Source organism: Streptomyces sp. NPDC026500, from assembly GCF_055567635.1.
In genome coordinates this window covers 26,604-42,092 of the sequence record NZ_JBVHQB010000038.1, presented here as the reverse complement: position 1 = coordinate 42,092, position 15,489 = coordinate 26,604, and the positions used below count along the sequence as shown (strand labels likewise).

Here is a 15,489-nt window from a genome sequence, read left to right as displayed (position 1 = left end):
CGGGGTGTCCCGCGGCCCTTTCACCAGTCGAACGCCGCGCCGTCGCCGCGCTTGTCGATGCAGTACGTGCGGAAGGCCTGGGCCTTGGCGATGTCCCGCCGGCGGAACAGCGGAAAGAGCCCCGGCGGCCGCGATGGCGGCAAGGGGGGTTCCGCGCCTCCGAAAGGCCCGACTACCGGCCGCGGAGGTTTCTGGCACCGCCGGGGGCTGGACCGTCCTGCCGCAGTGTCCGCCGGAGTGTGTCGAAGGCGGTGGGGCGCGGCCGGTCCGACAGGAAGTCACGGATGTGATGGGCGCATTCGGCCGGGGAGCGGAGGCTGGTGTCGACGTCCAGGTCATGCAGTTCGTGGGAGTGCACCTGGCCGTACTGCAGGGCGGCCAGTCCCCGCTGTCGGTCGCCGCGTTCGATTTCTCGGCGCTCCAGCTCGGGCAGCGGGCAGCGGACCCCGACCAGGACGGTGTCTTCGGGTACGAGCAGGTCGAGGAGGTCCAGCAGTCGCCAGCGGCGGCTGAGCGGGTGGTCGACGACGAGGTTGTTGCCGCCTGCGGCCATGCCGGCGACGGCGCGGTGGAATCCCTTGGCCGTGCGGTCGATCTCGGCCTGGAGGTCCTCGTCGGACATCTCGCGCCCACCGCGTCCGCCGCGCATGTTGTGGAAGGCGTCCACCGGCATGTGGAACCACGTTCCGTCGAGGAGGTCGAGCAGTGCCCGGGCGATGCTGCTCTTGCCGGAGCTGGAGGTGCCGTTGAGCAGGATGACCGTGCCCCCGGATGCGGTGTCGGGGATACGGGCGTGGGCCGGGTCCGCGGTCTCCGCAGCCGCCGCAGCCGCCTCGGGCGCCATGTGTCATCCCTTCCGTCCGCAGCGGAGACCTCGGACCGGGTGCGCTGCCGTCCCGATCATCGCAGGCGCAGGAGGCGGGAGAACGTCCGGTGCTGCGTTCCGTTCCTCGGCCGGGGCGGTCCCCGCGGTGAGCGGCCCGCCCGCGCCCGGCGGCAGCGGGCGGTGAGGGGTGCGCGGGCCGCCTGCGGTCACCGGCCGGGCGGGGGCTTCGGCGGCTCAGACGGCCGGCCGGCCGTGGTCCGGACTCGGCTGGGCGGTGTCGTCCGAGGCCGGTCCGGGTCTGGTGTGCAGGACCTCGCGGGCCTGTTCGGCGGCGCGGGTGATGCTTTCGCTGATGAAGTCGAGGAAGCGGGCGATGTTCTCCAGGCGGGTGGCGGCGGGGGTGTCGCGGCCGAGGACGGCGACGCCCTGGCGTGCGGTCTTGACGAGTTCGTCGTTGGCCCGGGCGCTGGCGATCGTCGCCTGGTAGAAGAGTTCGTCGTCGACGACGTAGCGGTCGCGGCGGCCCTCGTCGCGTTCGCGGCGGACGAGGCTCTGGCTCTCCAGGAACGTGATGGCTTTGGAGATGGACGCCGGGCTGACCTGGAGACGCTGGGCGAGCTGGGACGCGGTGAGGCTGCCCGCGTCGGCGGTGAACAGGCAGGTCAGTACCCGGGCCGTCATCTTGGGCAGGCCCGAGGCCATGAGGACGGTGGTGAACGTCTCCTCGTACTCGGCCACGGCCTCGGCGTCGCGTCCGTGCGGCTGGGGTGCCGACTCCGGCCCTCGGGAGGGGGCGGCCTTGCGCCGGTGGGCGCGGCGTTCGGTGGCGCGGTGGGCCAGGTCGGCGCGGTAGGCGGTGGGGCCGCCGTTGCGCATCACCTCGCGCGTGATCGTCGAGGTCGGACGGTCGAGGCTTCGGGCGATCTCGGCGTAGGGGAGGCTGTCGGCCAGTCCCAGCGCGATCTGCTGGCGTTCCTGCTGGGTGAGTCTGCCTCCCGGCATCGCGGTCTCCTCGGTGATCCCTCGCGGCGGTCCCTGATCCCCCCACTATAGCGTTCACTCCTCATTCATTGCAATGATCGGAGCGGTGGTTGTTGCGTTACTCCCAAGACCGTTGCAACGATTTATAGGCTTCTACCTGTATGGATGCTGATTCTGCGCAACGACTATGTTGCCTGACTATGGAAAGCAACGTAGCGTTTCCAATGTCGGAAACAAGAAGCGAGCGCAGGAGAACACGATGCAGAAGTTCGACACCCCCGCCCCGATCTCCGCCGTCCTGGACATCCCCGCCGGACGCATCCAGTTCATCGCCGCGGACCGCGCCGACACCACCGTCGAGGTCCTGCCCGCCAACCCCTCCAAGAGCCGCGACACCAAGACCGCCGAGCAGACCACCGTCACCTACGCCGACGGCGTCCTGCGGATCACGGCCCCGACCCCCGGCAGCCAGCTCTTCGGCTCCTCCGGATCCCTGGAGATCACCGTCCAGCTGCCCGCCGGCTCCCGCGTCGAGGCCAGGGCCGCCGGCGCCGAGCTCCGCGGCGTCGGACGCCTGGGCGACGTCGCCTTCGAAGGCGCGTACCGCCAGATCAAGATCGACGAGGCCGCGAGCGTCCGCCTCACCGCGACCGACGGCGACGTCGAGGTCGGCCGGCTGGGCGGCCCCGCGCAGATCAGCACCGCACGGGGCGACATCCGCATCACCGAGGCCGTGCGCGGCACGGTCGTGCTCCGCACCCGGTCCGGCGACATCTCCATCGCCGCCGCCCCCGGCGTCTGGGCCTCCCTGGACGCCGGCACCGACCACGGCCGCGTCAGCAACGCCCTCAAGAACGACGGCACCGCCGGACTCGACATCCGCGCCACCACCTCCCGCGGCGACATCACCGCCCGCAGCCTCTGAAGCCAGGAACCAGGACTGTCCGGCCGGGCCCACCGCGACCGAGAACCTGCCGGCCGCCGCCAAGGGCACGGCCGTCCGTCCCGAGGGACCTGCGATCCACGAGCAGAGCAGGACCCGCAGAAGCCGTCCAGGACACCCGACGCGAACAGGAGAAGACACATGAAGAAGAACAACACCCCCTCGACCGGCTCGACTTCGACGTGGACCGGCATGGTGCCCGTCGACGACACGGCCCTGGCCGTCACCGACACCGGCGGCCCCGGCATCCCCGTGGTCTACCTCAACGGCCAGTTCGCCACCCAGGGGTACTGGCGGCGCGTCATCGCCGAACTCGGGCCGGGATGGCGGCACATCACCTACGACGAGCGGGCCCGCGGCAAATCGAAGCGCTCGGCGGACTACTCCTTCGAGGCGGCCGTCCGGGACGTCGACGCCGTCCTCGCCGCCAGGGGCGTGGACCGGGCCCTGGTGGCGGGCTGGTCCTACGGGGCGTTCGTCGCGGCACACTGGGCCGGCCGCAATCCCGAGCGCGCCCTGGGCGCGGTCCTGGTCGAGGGCGCGCAGCCGTACGACTGGCTGGATGAGGCCATGGAACAGCGGATCCGGAAACTGTTCCGGCGGATGAGCCCGTTCCTGCCGCTGCTGCGCCCGACGGGCCTGACCCCGCGGATGAATGCCGAACAGATGGCGAACACCAACATCGAGCTCGGCAGGCTCGCCCGCGAGCGCGAACTGGGCCCCGTGCTGGACAGCATCACCGTCCCGGCGCGGTACGTGGTCGCCTCGGGGGCGTCCCTCGGAAGCAAGGGCGACGAGCAGGAGCGGATCCGCGCCGGCCTCGACGCGGTGACCGCCCGCAACCCGAACATCCGCATCAGCGCCAAGGTCGCCAGCAACCACGACGCGATCCTCAAGAAGGACTTCGCGGCCATCGCCGAGGCCGTACGCGAGGTCGCCGCCCACGACCGCGGGAAGCACTGAAGACGCGGCCGGCGGCCTGAGGCGCCTGCACGTCCCGCCGCCATCGAGCGCAGGGGCGGCCCGTGCGGCGAGCGGTGTCTCCGATGGAGCGTTCACCCTCTATTCATTGCAATGAATAGAGGGTGGGCTGTTGCATTAGAAGCAAAGCCATTGCAACGATTTCTCGGCAACTACCTGCAATAATGGCGGACATGCACAACAAATCTGTTGCCGCACCCATGAATGCAACGTAGCGTTTCCATTGTAAGAAACAACGGCGGGGGCCTCGCAAGGCCGAGAGGTACGCGTTTCGCGAAGCGAGCAGTCAACGGGGTGGGGTCATGGAAACAGCACAGAACCGGCAGCCGGCGGCACCCGGCGCCTTCACCGCCTTCGCCCGCTTCGTGCTCTGCGGCGGCGGAGTGGGACTCGCCTCCAGCTTCGCCGTGGCGGCCCTCGCCTCCTGGATCTCATGGGGCCTGGCCAACGCCCTGATCACCGTGGTCTCCACGCTCCTCGCCACCGAACTGCACGCCCGCTTCACCTTCGGCGCGGGCGGGCACGCCACCTGGCGCCAGCACGCGCAGTCGGCCGGGTCCGCGGCGGCCACGTATGCGGTGACCTGCGCGGCGATGTTTGTCCTGCAGCAGCTGGCGGCGGCGCCCGGTGCGGTGCTCGAGCAGGTCGTCTACCTGTCCGCCTCCGCACTCGCCGGCGTCGCCCGGTTCGCGGCGCTGCGCCTCGTCGTCTTCGCCCGCGACCACGCGCAGGACGCGGCCGCCGTCCGCACGGTCCGTCCCGTACCCGCGACCGCGGCCCGCGCGACGGCACCGGCCGGCCCAGCGGCACTCTGCCGCGCCGCCTGACCGGCTTGCCGCAGCGGGCAGCGGGACGGGGGCTCCGGCCGGTCAGTCAATGTCGGGGTCGTGGGCCTCCAGAAACCGGGCTGCGAGGTCGTCGGCCCATTCCACAGCCCAGGTCCGAAGGGCGGCGACGGCGGAGTCGTCGAGGCCTTGACATCCTCCCGGGCCTAAAGGCCCGGGATTCCAGTCTGCTCCCACTGCGGCGATGTGGTGGGCAGCTGCTGGCGGGTTCCTGTTTCGCCGCGCTGTGCCGGCACGGGTGCCGGTCTTACCTGCGCTCCACAGGCTGATGCCGCCAGTCCGGCGGCCTTGGCGACGTTGACCGCCGCGTTGATGTCCCGGTCGAGGATCGCCCCGCATGCCCCACATGTCCACATGCGGACGTGGAGGGGCTTCGGGCCGTCCTTGACGCCGCATGCGGAGCACACCTGGGAGGTCGGTTCGAAGCGGCCGATCTTCACGAGGGTGCGCCCGTACCGGGCGGCTTTGTACTCCAGCATGGTCACGAACGCGGACCATCCGGCGTCGTGGACGGACTTGGCCAGGCGGGTGCGGGCGAGTCCTTTGACACACAGGTCCTCGACGGCGAGCGCTTGGTTCTCGCGGATCAGCCGGGTGGAGAGCCGGTGGTGGAACTCGCGGCGTGCGTCGGTGACCTGCGCGTGAGCGCGGGCGACCTTCAGCCGGGCCTTGCCTCGGTTGCTGGAGCCCTTCTGTTTGCGGGACAGCTCCCGCTGCGTCTTCTTCAGGCGCTTCTCGGCCCGGCGCAGGAAGCGCGGGCTGTCGATCTTCCGGCCGTCGGAGAGGACGGCGAAGTGCCCGAGGCCGAGGTCGATGCCGATCTCTGGTGTCGTCTCGGGCAGTACCTCGCAGGCGTCCGTCTCTACGACGAAGCTCGCGAAGTACCGGCCGGCCGCGTCCTTGACCACGGTCACGGTGGACGGGGTGGACGGCAGGGCGCGGGACCAGCGCACGGGAACGTCGCCGACCTTCGGCAGACGCAGCTTTTTGCCCGGCGTGATCCGCCAGGCCGCGTTCGCGGTGAAGCGGATCGACTGCCGGTTGTCCCGCTTCGACTTGAAACGAGGCGCACCCATGCGCGGGCGCTTGCTCTTGAGCCCGTCGAAGAAGTTCCGGTAGGCGGTGTCCAGGTCCCGCAGGGACTGCTGGAGGATCACCGCCGAGACCTCGCCGAGCCAGGCCCGTTCCGGCGTCTTCTTCGCGGCTGTGAGGCCCTTGGACAGTTCCGCCGAGGTGACGAACCCCAGCCCCGCCGCTCGGGCCTCCTCGCGGACGCGCAACGCATCGTTGAAGACGACCCGCGCACACCCGAACGCCCTCGCCAACGCCATGCGTTGACCGGCGCTCGGGTACAGACGGAAGCTGTACCGAAGCTGCACAGCGACCACCTTAGCGCTGGCCCATGTCGCCACGATGGGAACCAAACCCCCCGCAGGGGCCGAACAGTCATCTACAACTTGCACACACTTGGTGTTCGTCACGAAGTACCGGCGCGGCGTCCTCGACGAGGAGATGCTGACGGCGCTGCGAAGAGGTGAAAGGTGTGCGAGGACTTCGACGCCAAGCTGAAGGAGTTCAACGGCGAAACGGACCACGTCCACCTGCTCGTGCACTACCCGCCCAAGGTCGCCCTGGCCGGCCTGGTCAACAGCCTCAAAGGCGTCTCCTCACGCCGCCTGCGCGCCGAGTTCACCGGCCGGGTCAACCGGGCCATCATGTACGGCCGGTTCTGGTCGCCCTCGTACTTCGCGGGCTCGTGCGGCGGCGCTCCGCTCCAGGTGGTCAAGGACTACATCGCACAGCAGAAGCACCCGGACTGAGCGCGGGCAGTCGTGGGCGTGGGTGGATAGTGCGGACCCGTGCCCACGGCCGAGGTCAGAGCAGTCCAGAAATGCGATTCACCCCCGGCCTGAAGACCGGGGAGGGCGATCACGTCAGCCAGCAGCCGCGTGTGCAGCTCCGGCATGTCCGTCACACGACCGCCCGACCGCGGGCAGCGAGAGCGGGAAAAGCGTCCTCCCACACGGTGCGCACACTGCGGCCCACCAGGCGGCGCAAGGTCGGCCACAGCTGCAGCAGAATGTCCTGATGGAGGTAGCGCTCCAGGTCCTCGCGCAAGCCTTCGTGCAGGACGGTGCGGTACAGACCCATCCGTTGGCGAGGTTTGTTGAGGTCGTAGAACGTCATCCCGGACCACGCCACGTGCAAGGGCAGTTCCACGACGCCCTGGGTCGGGCCCTGCAGCTCTTCCAGGGCAGCTGGCAGCCGCCGTCGGAACTTCTCCTGGTAGAGCGCAAGGTCCTCTGCATGCGATCCCGTCAGATCCGACGGGGAAGCAGAGGACTGTGCGCTGGTTGCCATGTCCTCATTATGACGGCTGGCGCGGTGGAACGTCTGGACGGTCGGCCCGAGAGGGCGTTGCGACCCGCTGCCCCAGTACAGACCTGCGGCGTACCCCCAGGCGCCGCTCTTGTGGCAGGCGGCAGCGTCACCGCGCCACCCTCCCGTATCAAACGCGGTGAGTTCCTGGGGCGGGCGGGTTAGCCGGGATCTGGTCAAGGCGGCCGAGCGGTGGCGGGGGAGCGCGGGCGTATCTGCTGGTTCCTGGCCGTGACGGGTGGGACCGATCACCGTCGATCCTCCCGCTGCTGGTCGGAGCGCACGTCCGACTTCGGGTGGGGTTCGAGGCCGGTGGCCTGCTGGTAGAACGCCGCCAGAGCCGACGGATCAGGGCAGTCGAGAGTGATCGCGCTCAACTTCATCTGCAGGGGCATGGCACCTCCGGGCCGGCCAGCGGACTTCATCGATGAACAGCCTGGAGACGGCTGCCTACGGTTGAGCGGGCACCGGCCGCGCATCCTGTCCCATGGTCCGGGCGTGCCGCAGCTTGCGGGTGAAGCGGTGCATGTGGGGGTCGAGGAGCTCGTCCGACTCCTCGAGTACCTGTCTGTCGGTCAGCCACCGGATGGCGTTGAACTCGCCTTCGTCGTAGGAGGTGATGGTGCGGGCGTCGGCGTCGAGGACGTACCAGAGCGAGACGTCGGTGTGCGCGTGCTGCCCCCGGGTTCGGGTGACGGTCAGGAAGAGGGGACGCTCGCCGGTGATCGGTGACGCCACGGCCTCGATACCCAGCTCCTCACGGCATTCGCGGACCACCGCGGCCCACGGGTCCTCACCCGGCTCGACATGGCCCCCGGCCGGCAGCCACAGGCGCGCCTTGCGGTGCGCGACGAGCAGCAACTGCCCGCGCCTCTCGTCGAGGACGACGAAGTAGCTCACCAAGTGCATCGCCGGAACATCCGGCTTGCGCACCCGGTGGAGCGGGGATCCGCCGGCGATCCACTGCGCGGCGGTCCCCAGGTGGGCGCGCTCCAGGTCGTCCCACGGTTCGATGGCGCCGACCAGCCCCAGAAGCTGGGCACGCGGCTGATCGTCAGAGGCAGTGAGGAGGTGGTCGGTTGAGGGCATCCGCACATCCTGGCAAGCGGCACCGACAATCGTGCCCGAGACGGGCACCAACCACCCAGGGCGCCTGGGGAATTGCGCGACAACAGCACCGAATCGCAGACCGGCGACAGCTGATCGTCCAGGATCCGGCAAGCCTTTCACGCGGCACGGACGGCGCCGCCACGGCAGTGCGTCCCGGGCCAGGGGCCGGCCGTAGCGATCCCGGTGCCGCTGCCTCTACACGAGTGCCAGTCGCTTTTCGTGCCGTTCACGTACATTGACCCATTCGGGTGATGCCGGAGTTGACCTCTTGTCATCCGTGCACCCGCATGGGTCACTTGAGTAGCGAACCGGTGGGCCGCCCATCCCTGACCGGGGGAAATCTGGTAGTGGCGGCTTCTGCCGGTTCTTTCGTTTTCGGCCGTGCGCTCGCCGCCAGATGCGGAAGCCGTTTTTCGCGTCCATGTGCCTCGACGGGGCCACAGAATCACACCGGACTGTCAGCTCGCCTGCGACCAAAGGCGTGTGCTCAGGCTGGGAAATGGCCCGCTGGTTCGCGTGTTCGCCCGTCCTCTGCTGAGAGTCAGGAGCACACCCATGCCCATCTCCCCGAACCAGGGGTCTACCGGCGGCGGCACGCTGGTAACGATCACCGGAACCAACCTGTCCGGCACCAGTGCCGTGAAGTTCGGCACCAAATCGGCGACCAGCGTCACCAACGTCTCACCGACTCAGGTCACCGCCGTGTCGCCGTCCGGGACGGGCACGGTCGGGCTGATCGTGACCACGCCCGGCGGTACCAGCAACCCGGTGTCGTTCTTCTATGTGGGAGCCCCGTTCAAGTCGTCCCTGGGCACCACATCCGGCCCGCTCGCCGGCGGGAACACCATCACCGTCAACGGGACCGGCCTGTCGACCGCGACCAGCGTCTCCTTCGGCGCGCTGGCCGCCACGCCGACGGTGGTCTCCGACAGCCAGCTCAGCGTCGTCGTGCCCGCGGGGGCTGCGCCCGGGCCGGTCGGCGTGAGCGTGAGCACGGCCGGCGGAACCAACAACGGCCTGTCCTACACCTACGTCGACGTCCCCGCCATCACCACCGTCGCGCCGTCCGCCGGCCCGACGTCCGGGGGCACGGCTGTGACCATCACCGGTACCAGCCTCGACAGCACCGACTCGGTCACCTTCGACGGCACCCCGGCGCCGTTCTCCGTGGTCAGTGCGACCACGCTGTCCGTGGTCACCCCGCCCGGAACGGCTGGTGCGGTCGACGTCGTGGTCACCAACCCTGCCGGATCCGACACCGCCGCCGACGCCTTCACCTACGTTGCAGGCCCCGGCATCTGACCAGAGCGCCGCCGTCCGTTCAGTCAGCGGACGGCGGTGAGGTACCTCCGGGCTCCGGGAAAGCGGCAGTCTCCTCTGCTCCCGCTTTCCCGGAGCACTTCCCTTTTGGTTCCGGCCGCTCGCAGCGCGGACCGGATTTCCGTCTTCTCCCGGCTGCCACAGGAGCACGTCATGCCACCAGCCATCAGCGCGGTGAGTCCCTCACAAGGCCCCACGACCGGTGGCACGACCGTCACCGTCACAGGAACCGGGCTGACCGGCGCCACTGCGGTGCGGTTCGGCAGTACGCCCGCGGCCTCCTACACGGTCAACTCCGCGACGCAGATCACCGCCCTCACGCCGCCCGGCAGCGCCGGCTCGGTAGCAGTGACGGTCGTCAGCCCCACCGGCACCAGCAACGCGGTGTCCTTCACCTACATCGCAGCCGCTGTTCCGGTGGTGACGGGGGTGACGCCCAGCAGCGGTCCCACATCGGGCGCCGGCACCGTCACACTCACCGGGACCGGCTTCACGGGCGCCACAGCGGTCCTGTTCGCCGCAACCCCCGCTACGTCGTTCACGGTCAACTCGGCCACCCAGATCACGGCGGTCACACCCGCAGGAAGCCCGGGCGCAGCCCCGGTGACCGTCACCACGCCGGGCGGGACCAGCGCGGTGTCGCCCACGGCGTACTTCTACTACGCCGCACCGCCGGTGCTGCTGGGTGCCAGTCCGAGTCTGGGGGCTGCAGCCGGGGGAACAACGGTCACCCTCACCGGCAGCGACCTGCTGAACCCGACGGCTGTGCGCTTCGGCTCCACGCCCGCGGGATCGTTCACCGTGCTGTCGTCGACTCAGATCACTGCGACGGCGCCACCGGGGACGGGAAACACACAGATCACGGTCACCACCCCGGGCGGAACCAGCAACCCGGCGGCGTTCGCCTACGTCGCGGCCCCCACCCTCACCGGGCTGAATCCAGGCAGCGGCCCCACTACCCCCGGTGCGGTGATCACACTGAGCGGCACCGCACTGTCCACCGCTTCGGCGGTCAAGGTCGGTACCGCTGCCGCCGGTTTCACGGTGGTCTCCGACACGCAGATCACCGTCGCGGTCCCTGCCGGACCCGCCGGCCCGGTGCCCGTGACCGTCACCACCGCGGGAGGAACCAGCGGCAGCCTCACCTACACCCGCGTGGCCCCGCCCGGGATCTGACACGCCGACGGCCCGGGCGGCAGGCCAAGTACTGCGGCCATGTCGCCCATTCATCCGCGACGGCCCAACCCGGGGCCGTTCGCCGGGGCCGTGGCGTTGCCCGTTACGCGGCGGACGTTCCAACGGGCACAGCGGCCTGGCTCTGCTGCCGGCACGCTGCGTCGGCGAGGCCTCGCTCCTGCACGAGCGGGAGCAGCGCCGGTCCACCGTCCCGGTCGCATGCTCCGGCCATGTGAGCGGTACCCTCTCCGCCGGTACGGGCGCCCACGCCCCCGCGCCCTCGGGGGACCGGCCGTGGCTTTGGCGGAACGCCGCCGTGCGGGGACCGCTTCATGTGCCGGCCGGTGCGCCTCCTGGCACTTGATCATCCGTTTCGGCATGGTCCGTACCATGCGTATCGATCATGCTCCGGAGGGGGCACGGGAGTGGACAGCTCCGCTGTCGCCATCCCGTACGGCCGGAGGACAAGCGCTTCCCGCCGGAGTGGTCGGCCGCCGGGCATCGGCTGTGCCACCCGGCGTGGTGCGACGTTGAACCGCACCGCAAACCGGGAGTGCCACCAGGGCCGCACACACCCACCGTCGGTCCGCCGGGCAGTACCCGGCGCTCGGCCGGCGGCCCTGGCGCATCGGTGTCGTATCCCTCTGTGAGCCGGCGCGCCGCCGGCGCCCAGTGCCCCTACGCCCGACGGAGTCCCTCAGCCCATGCCAATTGCCGTCAACTCCTTGACCGGCCGTGCACGACGTGTCGGCTGCGCTCTCCTGGCGGGCCTGTCGCTCGCCGCCGCGCTCAGTGCCGGAACAACCGCGGCCGCGCGCGGCGCGGACGGCAAGTCTGTGTCGTCCCGGCCCGCTGCCCGGATCATCGCTGTCAGGAAGATCGATGCGCGCACCGAGGACCTGACGGTCAGTTCACCGGCCATGAAGAGGTCCATCCCTGTCCGCGTCATTCTTCCCAAAAGCTGGGCCACGAAGAAGAAGTCCACCTTTCCCGTGCTCTACATGCTGCACGGCGGGGACGACGACTACACGTCCTGGACGCGTGAGACGGACGTCGAAGCACTCGCCAAGGACTCCGACGTGCTGATCGTCATGCCCGACGGAGGGAAAGCCGGCTACTACAGCGACTGGTACCTCGGAGCGCCCCGCTGGGAGGCCTTCCACACCACCGAACTGGTCCAGCTCATGGAGAAGCAGTACCGCGCCAGCAGGTCCCGGGCCATCGTGGGCCTGTCCATGGGGGGACTCGGCGCACTCAACTACACAGCACACCACCCGGGCATGTTCCGGTACGTGGCGGCCATGAGCTCCTACGTCGACCTCAACGACCCCGCGGTGCGTCTGGTGCTCGCCCTCGGCTCCCAGAGGGACGGCACCGACATCAAACAAGTGTGGGGCGACCCGAACGAGAACGCCGACATCTGGAAGGCCCACAACCCCTCCGCGATGCCACAGGCGTTCCGCGGGACAACCGTCCATCTCTCCTGCGGCAACGGCAGTCCCGGACCACTGGACCTGGGCCATGCGCTCGATGTCATTCTGGTGGGCGCGCTGGCCGAAGCGGCGCTCCCAAACTCGGTCAAGAAATTCGCCGGCGCACTTCGCTCGGCAGGTGTCAGCACGACGACACACATCTACGGACCGGGCACCCATTCATGGCCGTACTGGCAGCGTGAACTGCACGCCATCTGGCCGGACGTCAGGAAATCGCTCAGGTAGCACGTCCGGGCGGGCCGCGTCGCCCGCCTCCCGTTCATCCCACCACTGCCGGCAGGCATCTGCTGCGGACCGAGAGAAGCAAGGGACATGGGCCGAAACGTAGTGATCTTTGCGGCAGGATCCCGCGGAGACGTCCAGCCCTGCCTGGCACTGGGCCGGGCCCTCACCCGGCGTGGCGACAGCGTGCGGGTGCTCGCCAGTTCCCGCTACCAGGACCTGATCGAAGCGGCCGGACTGGACTTCCATCACCTCCCGGCCGATCCCACCGAGATCATCGAGTCGGCAGAGGGCCAGGAACTGCTCGCCGGCCGAAGCAACCCGGTGGCATTCATCCGCAGCATCAACAGAGTCCTGCAGCCCCGGATCGCCCCGATCCTCGCCCGCACCCAGGCGGGCGCCGAAGGAGCCGATCTGGTCCTGGCCCCCACCTTCAGCTTCCTCGGCGTCCACCTGAGCCAGTACCTGCGCGTGCCGCACGCGATCATCCACTTCCAGCCGAGCCAGCCCACCGGCATGTTCCCGCACCCGCTCGCACCGGCTGCCCGCTTCCTCGGCTCCCTCGGCAACCGTCTCAGCTTCGACGCGGTCGACCTGGGATCCTGGCTCGTGTGCCGCCAGTTCATCAACTCCTGGCGCAGGCAGAGCCTGGGCCTCCCCGCCCTGTCCCTGCTGGATCCCTTCCGCCGGGTCCGCCGCGCCCCCGTCCTCTGCGCGTTCAGCGACACGATCGTGCCGCGACCGGCCGACTGGGGACCGAACGTCCACGTGACCGGTTTCTGGCACCATGAGCAGCCGCAATGGAATCCGCCACGGCGACTGCTCGCCTTCCTGGACCAGGGCCCCCCACCTGTGTACGTCGGATTCGGCAGCATGAAGACCAGCGATCCCGAGGCCACCGGGCGCCTCGTGCGAACGGCACTGCGACGCGCAGGACTACGCGGCGTGCTGGCCGGCGATCCCGCCACCAGCGAAGAGGACATGCTCGTGGTCGGCGACGTCCCCCACGACTGGATGTTCCCCAGGACGGCCGGGGTTGTCCACCACGGCGGCGCGGGCACCACCGCTTCGGCGCTGCGCGCCGGAGTACCCTCCCTCGTCTGCCCGTTCTTCGGCGACCAGGGGTACTGGGCCGCCCGTGTGCACAGCCTTGGCGCAGGCCCCAAGCCCTTGCCGGCCCGTCGCCTCACCGTCCCCGTTCTCGCCCAACGCCTGCACGCCCTCACCACGGACACCGCCTACACCGAGGCCGCCCGCCGGCTCGGCCGTGCACTCACGTCCGAGGACGGCACCGCTCGTGCCTGCTCCGTCCTGGACACGCTCGTCCACGCACGGTGATGTGTCCGCCGGATCCTCCAGTGACTGCACGAACGGCGTTGCCGACATCGCAGCTCTCCCGCTCCCGCGCCGCTGTCCGAACGAGGATCTGGGCAACCCGCGGCCATGGCCTGAACTCCCGGCGCAAGGAGCCTGCGCGGTACCTCTGCCCGAGCAGGCACGTGTCCTCCTTGCGGCCTCAGGCGGTTGCTCGTGGCAGGCGCGCCGCGTCCGCGGAATCGGGCCGACCCGGCGGTGCGGAGTCGGCGTTCATCGCTCGGACGGTTCCTCGGGGTGGACGTGCCCCTGTCCCAACCGCCCAGCCGGCGCCCTGGAACAGGGCACCGGCTGGGGGATCCACTCCCTCTGAGGGGGCGCCCATCGCGACATCAAGCCGGACGCTGGTCTGCCCCGCGCGCAAGGCAGGCAGCGGCCATACCGGAGGCCGCGCTCCCCCGGAGAGGGATGGGCTGCCCACCGGTTGGATACTTACAGTGACGCAGGCCGTGGAATATGCCGCAAGGGGATGCGATCTCTAGTCACCCGATCAGCGGGGCGCACCGGGGGGCGCATACCTGGACGATTCCTTGCGAAATGGCCGAAAATCCTCGCCTGTTCCCTGGTCGGCAGCCGTACGGCTGTCTCTCGGCCGCTCGCCTCTCGGCTGTGGGGCGCGGCGGGAACGGCGATGTAACGATCATGCTGGCTGCTGTTCACCATGCGTGTTTTTGGCCATGGTTGGTCACGGTCGGCAGGCCCGCTGTTTTGTTGGACACCGGCGCGGCGCGCAGGCCTCTGCGGTGTCCTGCGCAACCGGAGCAACGGTGAAGGCGACCCGTTGAGTGCCGAGCGGCAGGGCTGCTGCGTGGGGGAACGTTTCCTTCACCCAATGGCCTTCCGGGGGTTCTCGTCTCCGGGGTGCCCAGCCGCTCGCTGCATGCGGGTGGGGCCGGACGGTCGGCTACCGTCCGGCCCCACCTATGCACCGGTCAGGCGTAGGTGAACCCGCCGGCGACGGTTGCGCTGCCCGCTGGGGTCGTCACTACGACCGCGGCGTTTCCGGCTGTCCCGGCGGGGGTGATGCCTGCCAGCACCGTGCCGGTGGGGTCGACGACCACGTTGCCCACCGCAGTACCACCGATGGTCACGGTCGCGCCGGTGAGGTTGGTGCCGATGACGGCAAACGGAGTGCCGCCGACGGCGGGGCCGGTGGCCGGAATGATGGAAACCGCGGTGGGCAGAGGCGGTCCGACGTAGGTGTATCCGCCGGGCACGGAGGCGGTGCCGGCCGGCGTGGTCACCACGACGGGCACGTTGCCGGCGGCTCCCGCCGGTGCGATACCGGTCAGGACCACGCCGCCGATGACGTTTACGGCGGCAGCGGGTACACCGCCGAAGGTGACGCTTGCGCCGTTGAGGTTGGCACCCACGATGGTGAAGGGGGTGCCGCCGGTCGTCGGACCGGCCGGCGGCGTGATCGCGAGGATGATCGGCGGGGAGGGGACGACGGGCCCCAGGTAGGTGTAGTTCGCCGGCGTGCTGGCGCCGGCCGCGGTGGTCACCACGACGGGCACGTTGCCGGCGGCTCCCGCCGGTGCGACCACGGTGACCAGGAACCCGAAGGGGTCCTGGGAGACGATGGCGGCGGGCGTGCCCCCGAAGGTGACGGAGGTCGCTCCGCCCAGGTTGGCGCCGATGAGCAGGACGACGTTGCCGCCGGTGCTCGGTCCGAAGCCGGGTGCTGTGGCGAGCAGCGTCGGCTGGGTCAGGACGGGAGACAGAGCGGGGAGCAGGGCAGGTGCAGACATGAGTGTCCTCCTGGACGGGTCGTTGTTCGCGATGACAGCAGCCGCTTCCCGCGTGCATGGGCGGCTTCGTGCCGAGTCGGCACAGCCC

14 protein-coding genes and 2 pseudogenes are annotated in these 15,489 nt (G+C 69.9%); 8 read left to right on the top strand and 8 right to left on the bottom strand.

What is annotated here, in order from left to right:
- Positions 1-20: 20 nt before the first annotated feature.
- From ACZ4N5_RS40130 to ACZ4N5_RS40120, 3 genes are all read right to left on the bottom strand, one after another.
- A complete protein-coding gene (locus ACZ4N5_RS40130; RefSeq protein WP_467761911.1) occupies positions 21-143 on the bottom strand; it encodes a hypothetical protein in 123 nt (40 codons plus the stop codon).
- Between the two features lie 29 nt (positions 144-172).
- Positions 173-844 carry a phosphotransferase-like protein gene (locus ACZ4N5_RS40125; protein WP_467761910.1) on the bottom strand — a complete coding sequence of 224 codons (672 nt, stop codon included), beginning with the start codon at positions 842-844 and terminating at the stop codon, positions 173-175.
- Between the two features lie 216 nt (positions 845-1,060).
- Positions 1,061-1,828: a helix-turn-helix domain-containing protein gene (locus ACZ4N5_RS40120; protein WP_467761909.1), complete on the bottom strand. Its 768-nt coding sequence runs from the start codon at positions 1,826-1,828 to the stop codon at positions 1,061-1,063.
- 238 nt (positions 1,829-2,066) lie between these two features.
- On the opposite strand from ACZ4N5_RS40120, the gene ACZ4N5_RS40115 reads away from it, so the two are divergent.
- The 3 genes from ACZ4N5_RS40115 (at position 2,067) to ACZ4N5_RS40105 (ending at position 4,558) form a co-directional block, all read left to right on the top strand.
- Entirely contained in the window at positions 2,067-2,732 is a 666-nt protein-coding gene (locus ACZ4N5_RS40115; RefSeq protein WP_467761908.1) for a DUF4097 family beta strand repeat-containing protein, read from the top strand.
- 159 nt (positions 2,733-2,891) lie between these two features.
- Positions 2,892-3,713 carry an alpha/beta fold hydrolase gene (locus ACZ4N5_RS40110; RefSeq protein WP_467761907.1) on the top strand — a complete coding sequence of 274 codons (822 nt, stop codon included), beginning with the start codon at positions 2,892-2,894 and terminating at the stop codon, positions 3,711-3,713.
- A gap of 320 nt (positions 3,714-4,033) precedes the next feature.
- Positions 4,034-4,558, top strand: a complete 525-nt coding sequence (locus ACZ4N5_RS40105) for a GtrA domain-containing protein (protein WP_467761906.1) — start codon at positions 4,034-4,036, stop codon at positions 4,556-4,558.
- Between the two features lie 164 nt (positions 4,559-4,722).
- On the opposite strand, the gene ACZ4N5_RS40100 is transcribed toward ACZ4N5_RS40105, so the two are convergent.
- On the bottom strand, positions 4,723-5,955 hold the full coding sequence (locus tag ACZ4N5_RS40100) for an RNA-guided endonuclease InsQ/TnpB family protein (RefSeq protein ID WP_467761905.1): 1,233 nt from the start codon (positions 5,953-5,955) through the stop codon (positions 4,723-4,725).
- Between the two features lie 69 nt (positions 5,956-6,024).
- On the opposite strand from ACZ4N5_RS40100, the pseudogene tnpA reads away from it, so the two are divergent.
- Positions 6,025-6,396, top strand: a pseudogene (tnpA, locus tag ACZ4N5_RS40095) (IS200/IS605 family transposase).
- Between the two features lie 151 nt (positions 6,397-6,547).
- Here tnpA and ACZ4N5_RS40090 read toward each other — a convergent pair.
- The 3 genes and pseudogenes from ACZ4N5_RS40090 to ACZ4N5_RS40080 all read right to left on the bottom strand — a co-directional run bounded on the left by ACZ4N5_RS40090 (position 6,548) and on the right by ACZ4N5_RS40080 (position 8,044).
- Positions 6,548-6,937 (bottom strand): hypothetical protein, encoded by a 390-nt coding sequence (locus ACZ4N5_RS40090; RefSeq protein WP_467761904.1) that lies wholly within the window; start codon positions 6,935-6,937, stop codon positions 6,548-6,550.
- 275 nt (positions 6,938-7,212) lie between these two features.
- A pseudogene (locus ACZ4N5_RS40085) lies at positions 7,213-7,350 on the bottom strand (VOC family protein); the annotation flags it as partial.
- Between the two features lie 55 nt (positions 7,351-7,405).
- Positions 7,406-8,044: an NUDIX hydrolase gene (locus ACZ4N5_RS40080; RefSeq protein WP_467761903.1), complete on the bottom strand. Its 639-nt coding sequence runs from the start codon at positions 8,042-8,044 to the stop codon at positions 7,406-7,408.
- A 576-nt stretch (positions 8,045-8,620) separates the two neighbouring features.
- Between ACZ4N5_RS40080 and ACZ4N5_RS40075 the strand changes: the two genes are divergently transcribed.
- From ACZ4N5_RS40075 to ACZ4N5_RS40060, 4 genes are all read left to right on the top strand, one after another.
- Complete coding sequence (locus ACZ4N5_RS40075; protein WP_467761902.1) at positions 8,621-9,367, top strand: IPT/TIG domain-containing protein; 747 nt, start codon at positions 8,621-8,623, stop codon at positions 9,365-9,367.
- 171 nt (positions 9,368-9,538) lie between these two features.
- Complete coding sequence (locus ACZ4N5_RS40070) at positions 9,539-10,561, top strand: IPT/TIG domain-containing protein (RefSeq protein ID WP_467761901.1); 1,023 nt, start codon at positions 9,539-9,541, stop codon at positions 10,559-10,561.
- A gap of 704 nt (positions 10,562-11,265) precedes the next feature.
- The gene (locus ACZ4N5_RS40065; protein WP_467761900.1) at positions 11,266-12,279 is read left to right on the top strand and encodes an alpha/beta hydrolase; all 1,014 of its coding nucleotides are present in this window, start codon (positions 11,266-11,268) and stop codon (positions 12,277-12,279) included.
- Between the two features lie 87 nt (positions 12,280-12,366).
- Positions 12,367-13,614 (top strand): glycosyltransferase, encoded by a 1,248-nt coding sequence (locus ACZ4N5_RS40060; protein WP_467761899.1) that lies wholly within the window; start codon positions 12,367-12,369, stop codon positions 13,612-13,614.
- Positions 13,615-14,582: 968 nt separating this feature from the next.
- On the opposite strand, the gene ACZ4N5_RS40055 is transcribed toward ACZ4N5_RS40060, so the two are convergent.
- Complete coding sequence (locus ACZ4N5_RS40055) at positions 14,583-15,401, bottom strand: IPT/TIG domain-containing protein (RefSeq protein WP_467761898.1); 819 nt, start codon at positions 15,399-15,401, stop codon at positions 14,583-14,585.
- Positions 15,402-15,489: the final 88 nt, after the last annotated feature.

Excerpts from the sequence above, each read along its gene's own strand:
- ACZ4N5_RS40065 (WP_467761900.1), top strand. The coding sequence starts at position 11,266 with ATGCCAATTGCCGTCAACTCCTTGACCGGCCGTGCACGACGTGTCGGC.
- ACZ4N5_RS40060 (WP_467761899.1), top strand. The coding sequence starts at position 12,367 with ATGGGCCGAAACGTAGTGATCTTTGCGGCAGGATCCCGCGGAGACGTC.
- ACZ4N5_RS40090 (WP_467761904.1), bottom strand. The coding sequence starts at position 6,937 with ATGGCAACCAGCGCACAGTCCTCTGCTTCCCCGTCGGATCTGACGGGA.
- ACZ4N5_RS40105 (WP_467761906.1), top strand. The coding sequence starts at position 4,034 with ATGGAAACAGCACAGAACCGGCAGCCGGCGGCACCCGGCGCCTTCACC.
- ACZ4N5_RS40055 (WP_467761898.1), bottom strand. The coding sequence starts at position 15,401 with ATGTCTGCACCTGCCCTGCTCCCCGCTCTGTCTCCCGTCCTGACCCAG.
- ACZ4N5_RS40070 (WP_467761901.1), top strand. The coding sequence starts at position 9,539 with ATGCCACCAGCCATCAGCGCGGTGAGTCCCTCACAAGGCCCCACGACC.
- ACZ4N5_RS40075 (WP_467761902.1), top strand. The coding sequence starts at position 8,621 with ATGCCCATCTCCCCGAACCAGGGGTCTACCGGCGGCGGCACGCTGGTA.
- ACZ4N5_RS40120 (WP_467761909.1), bottom strand. The coding sequence starts at position 1,828 with ATGCCGGGAGGCAGACTCACCCAGCAGGAACGCCAGCAGATCGCGCTG.
- ACZ4N5_RS40110 (WP_467761907.1), top strand. The coding sequence starts at position 2,892 with ATGAAGAAGAACAACACCCCCTCGACCGGCTCGACTTCGACGTGGACC.
- ACZ4N5_RS40080 (WP_467761903.1), bottom strand. The coding sequence starts at position 8,044 with ATGCCCTCAACCGACCACCTCCTCACTGCCTCTGACGATCAGCCGCGT.
- ACZ4N5_RS40125 (WP_467761910.1), bottom strand. The coding sequence starts at position 844 with ATGGCGCCCGAGGCGGCTGCGGCGGCTGCGGAGACCGCGGACCCGGCC.
- ACZ4N5_RS40115 (WP_467761908.1), top strand. The coding sequence starts at position 2,067 with ATGCAGAAGTTCGACACCCCCGCCCCGATCTCCGCCGTCCTGGACATC.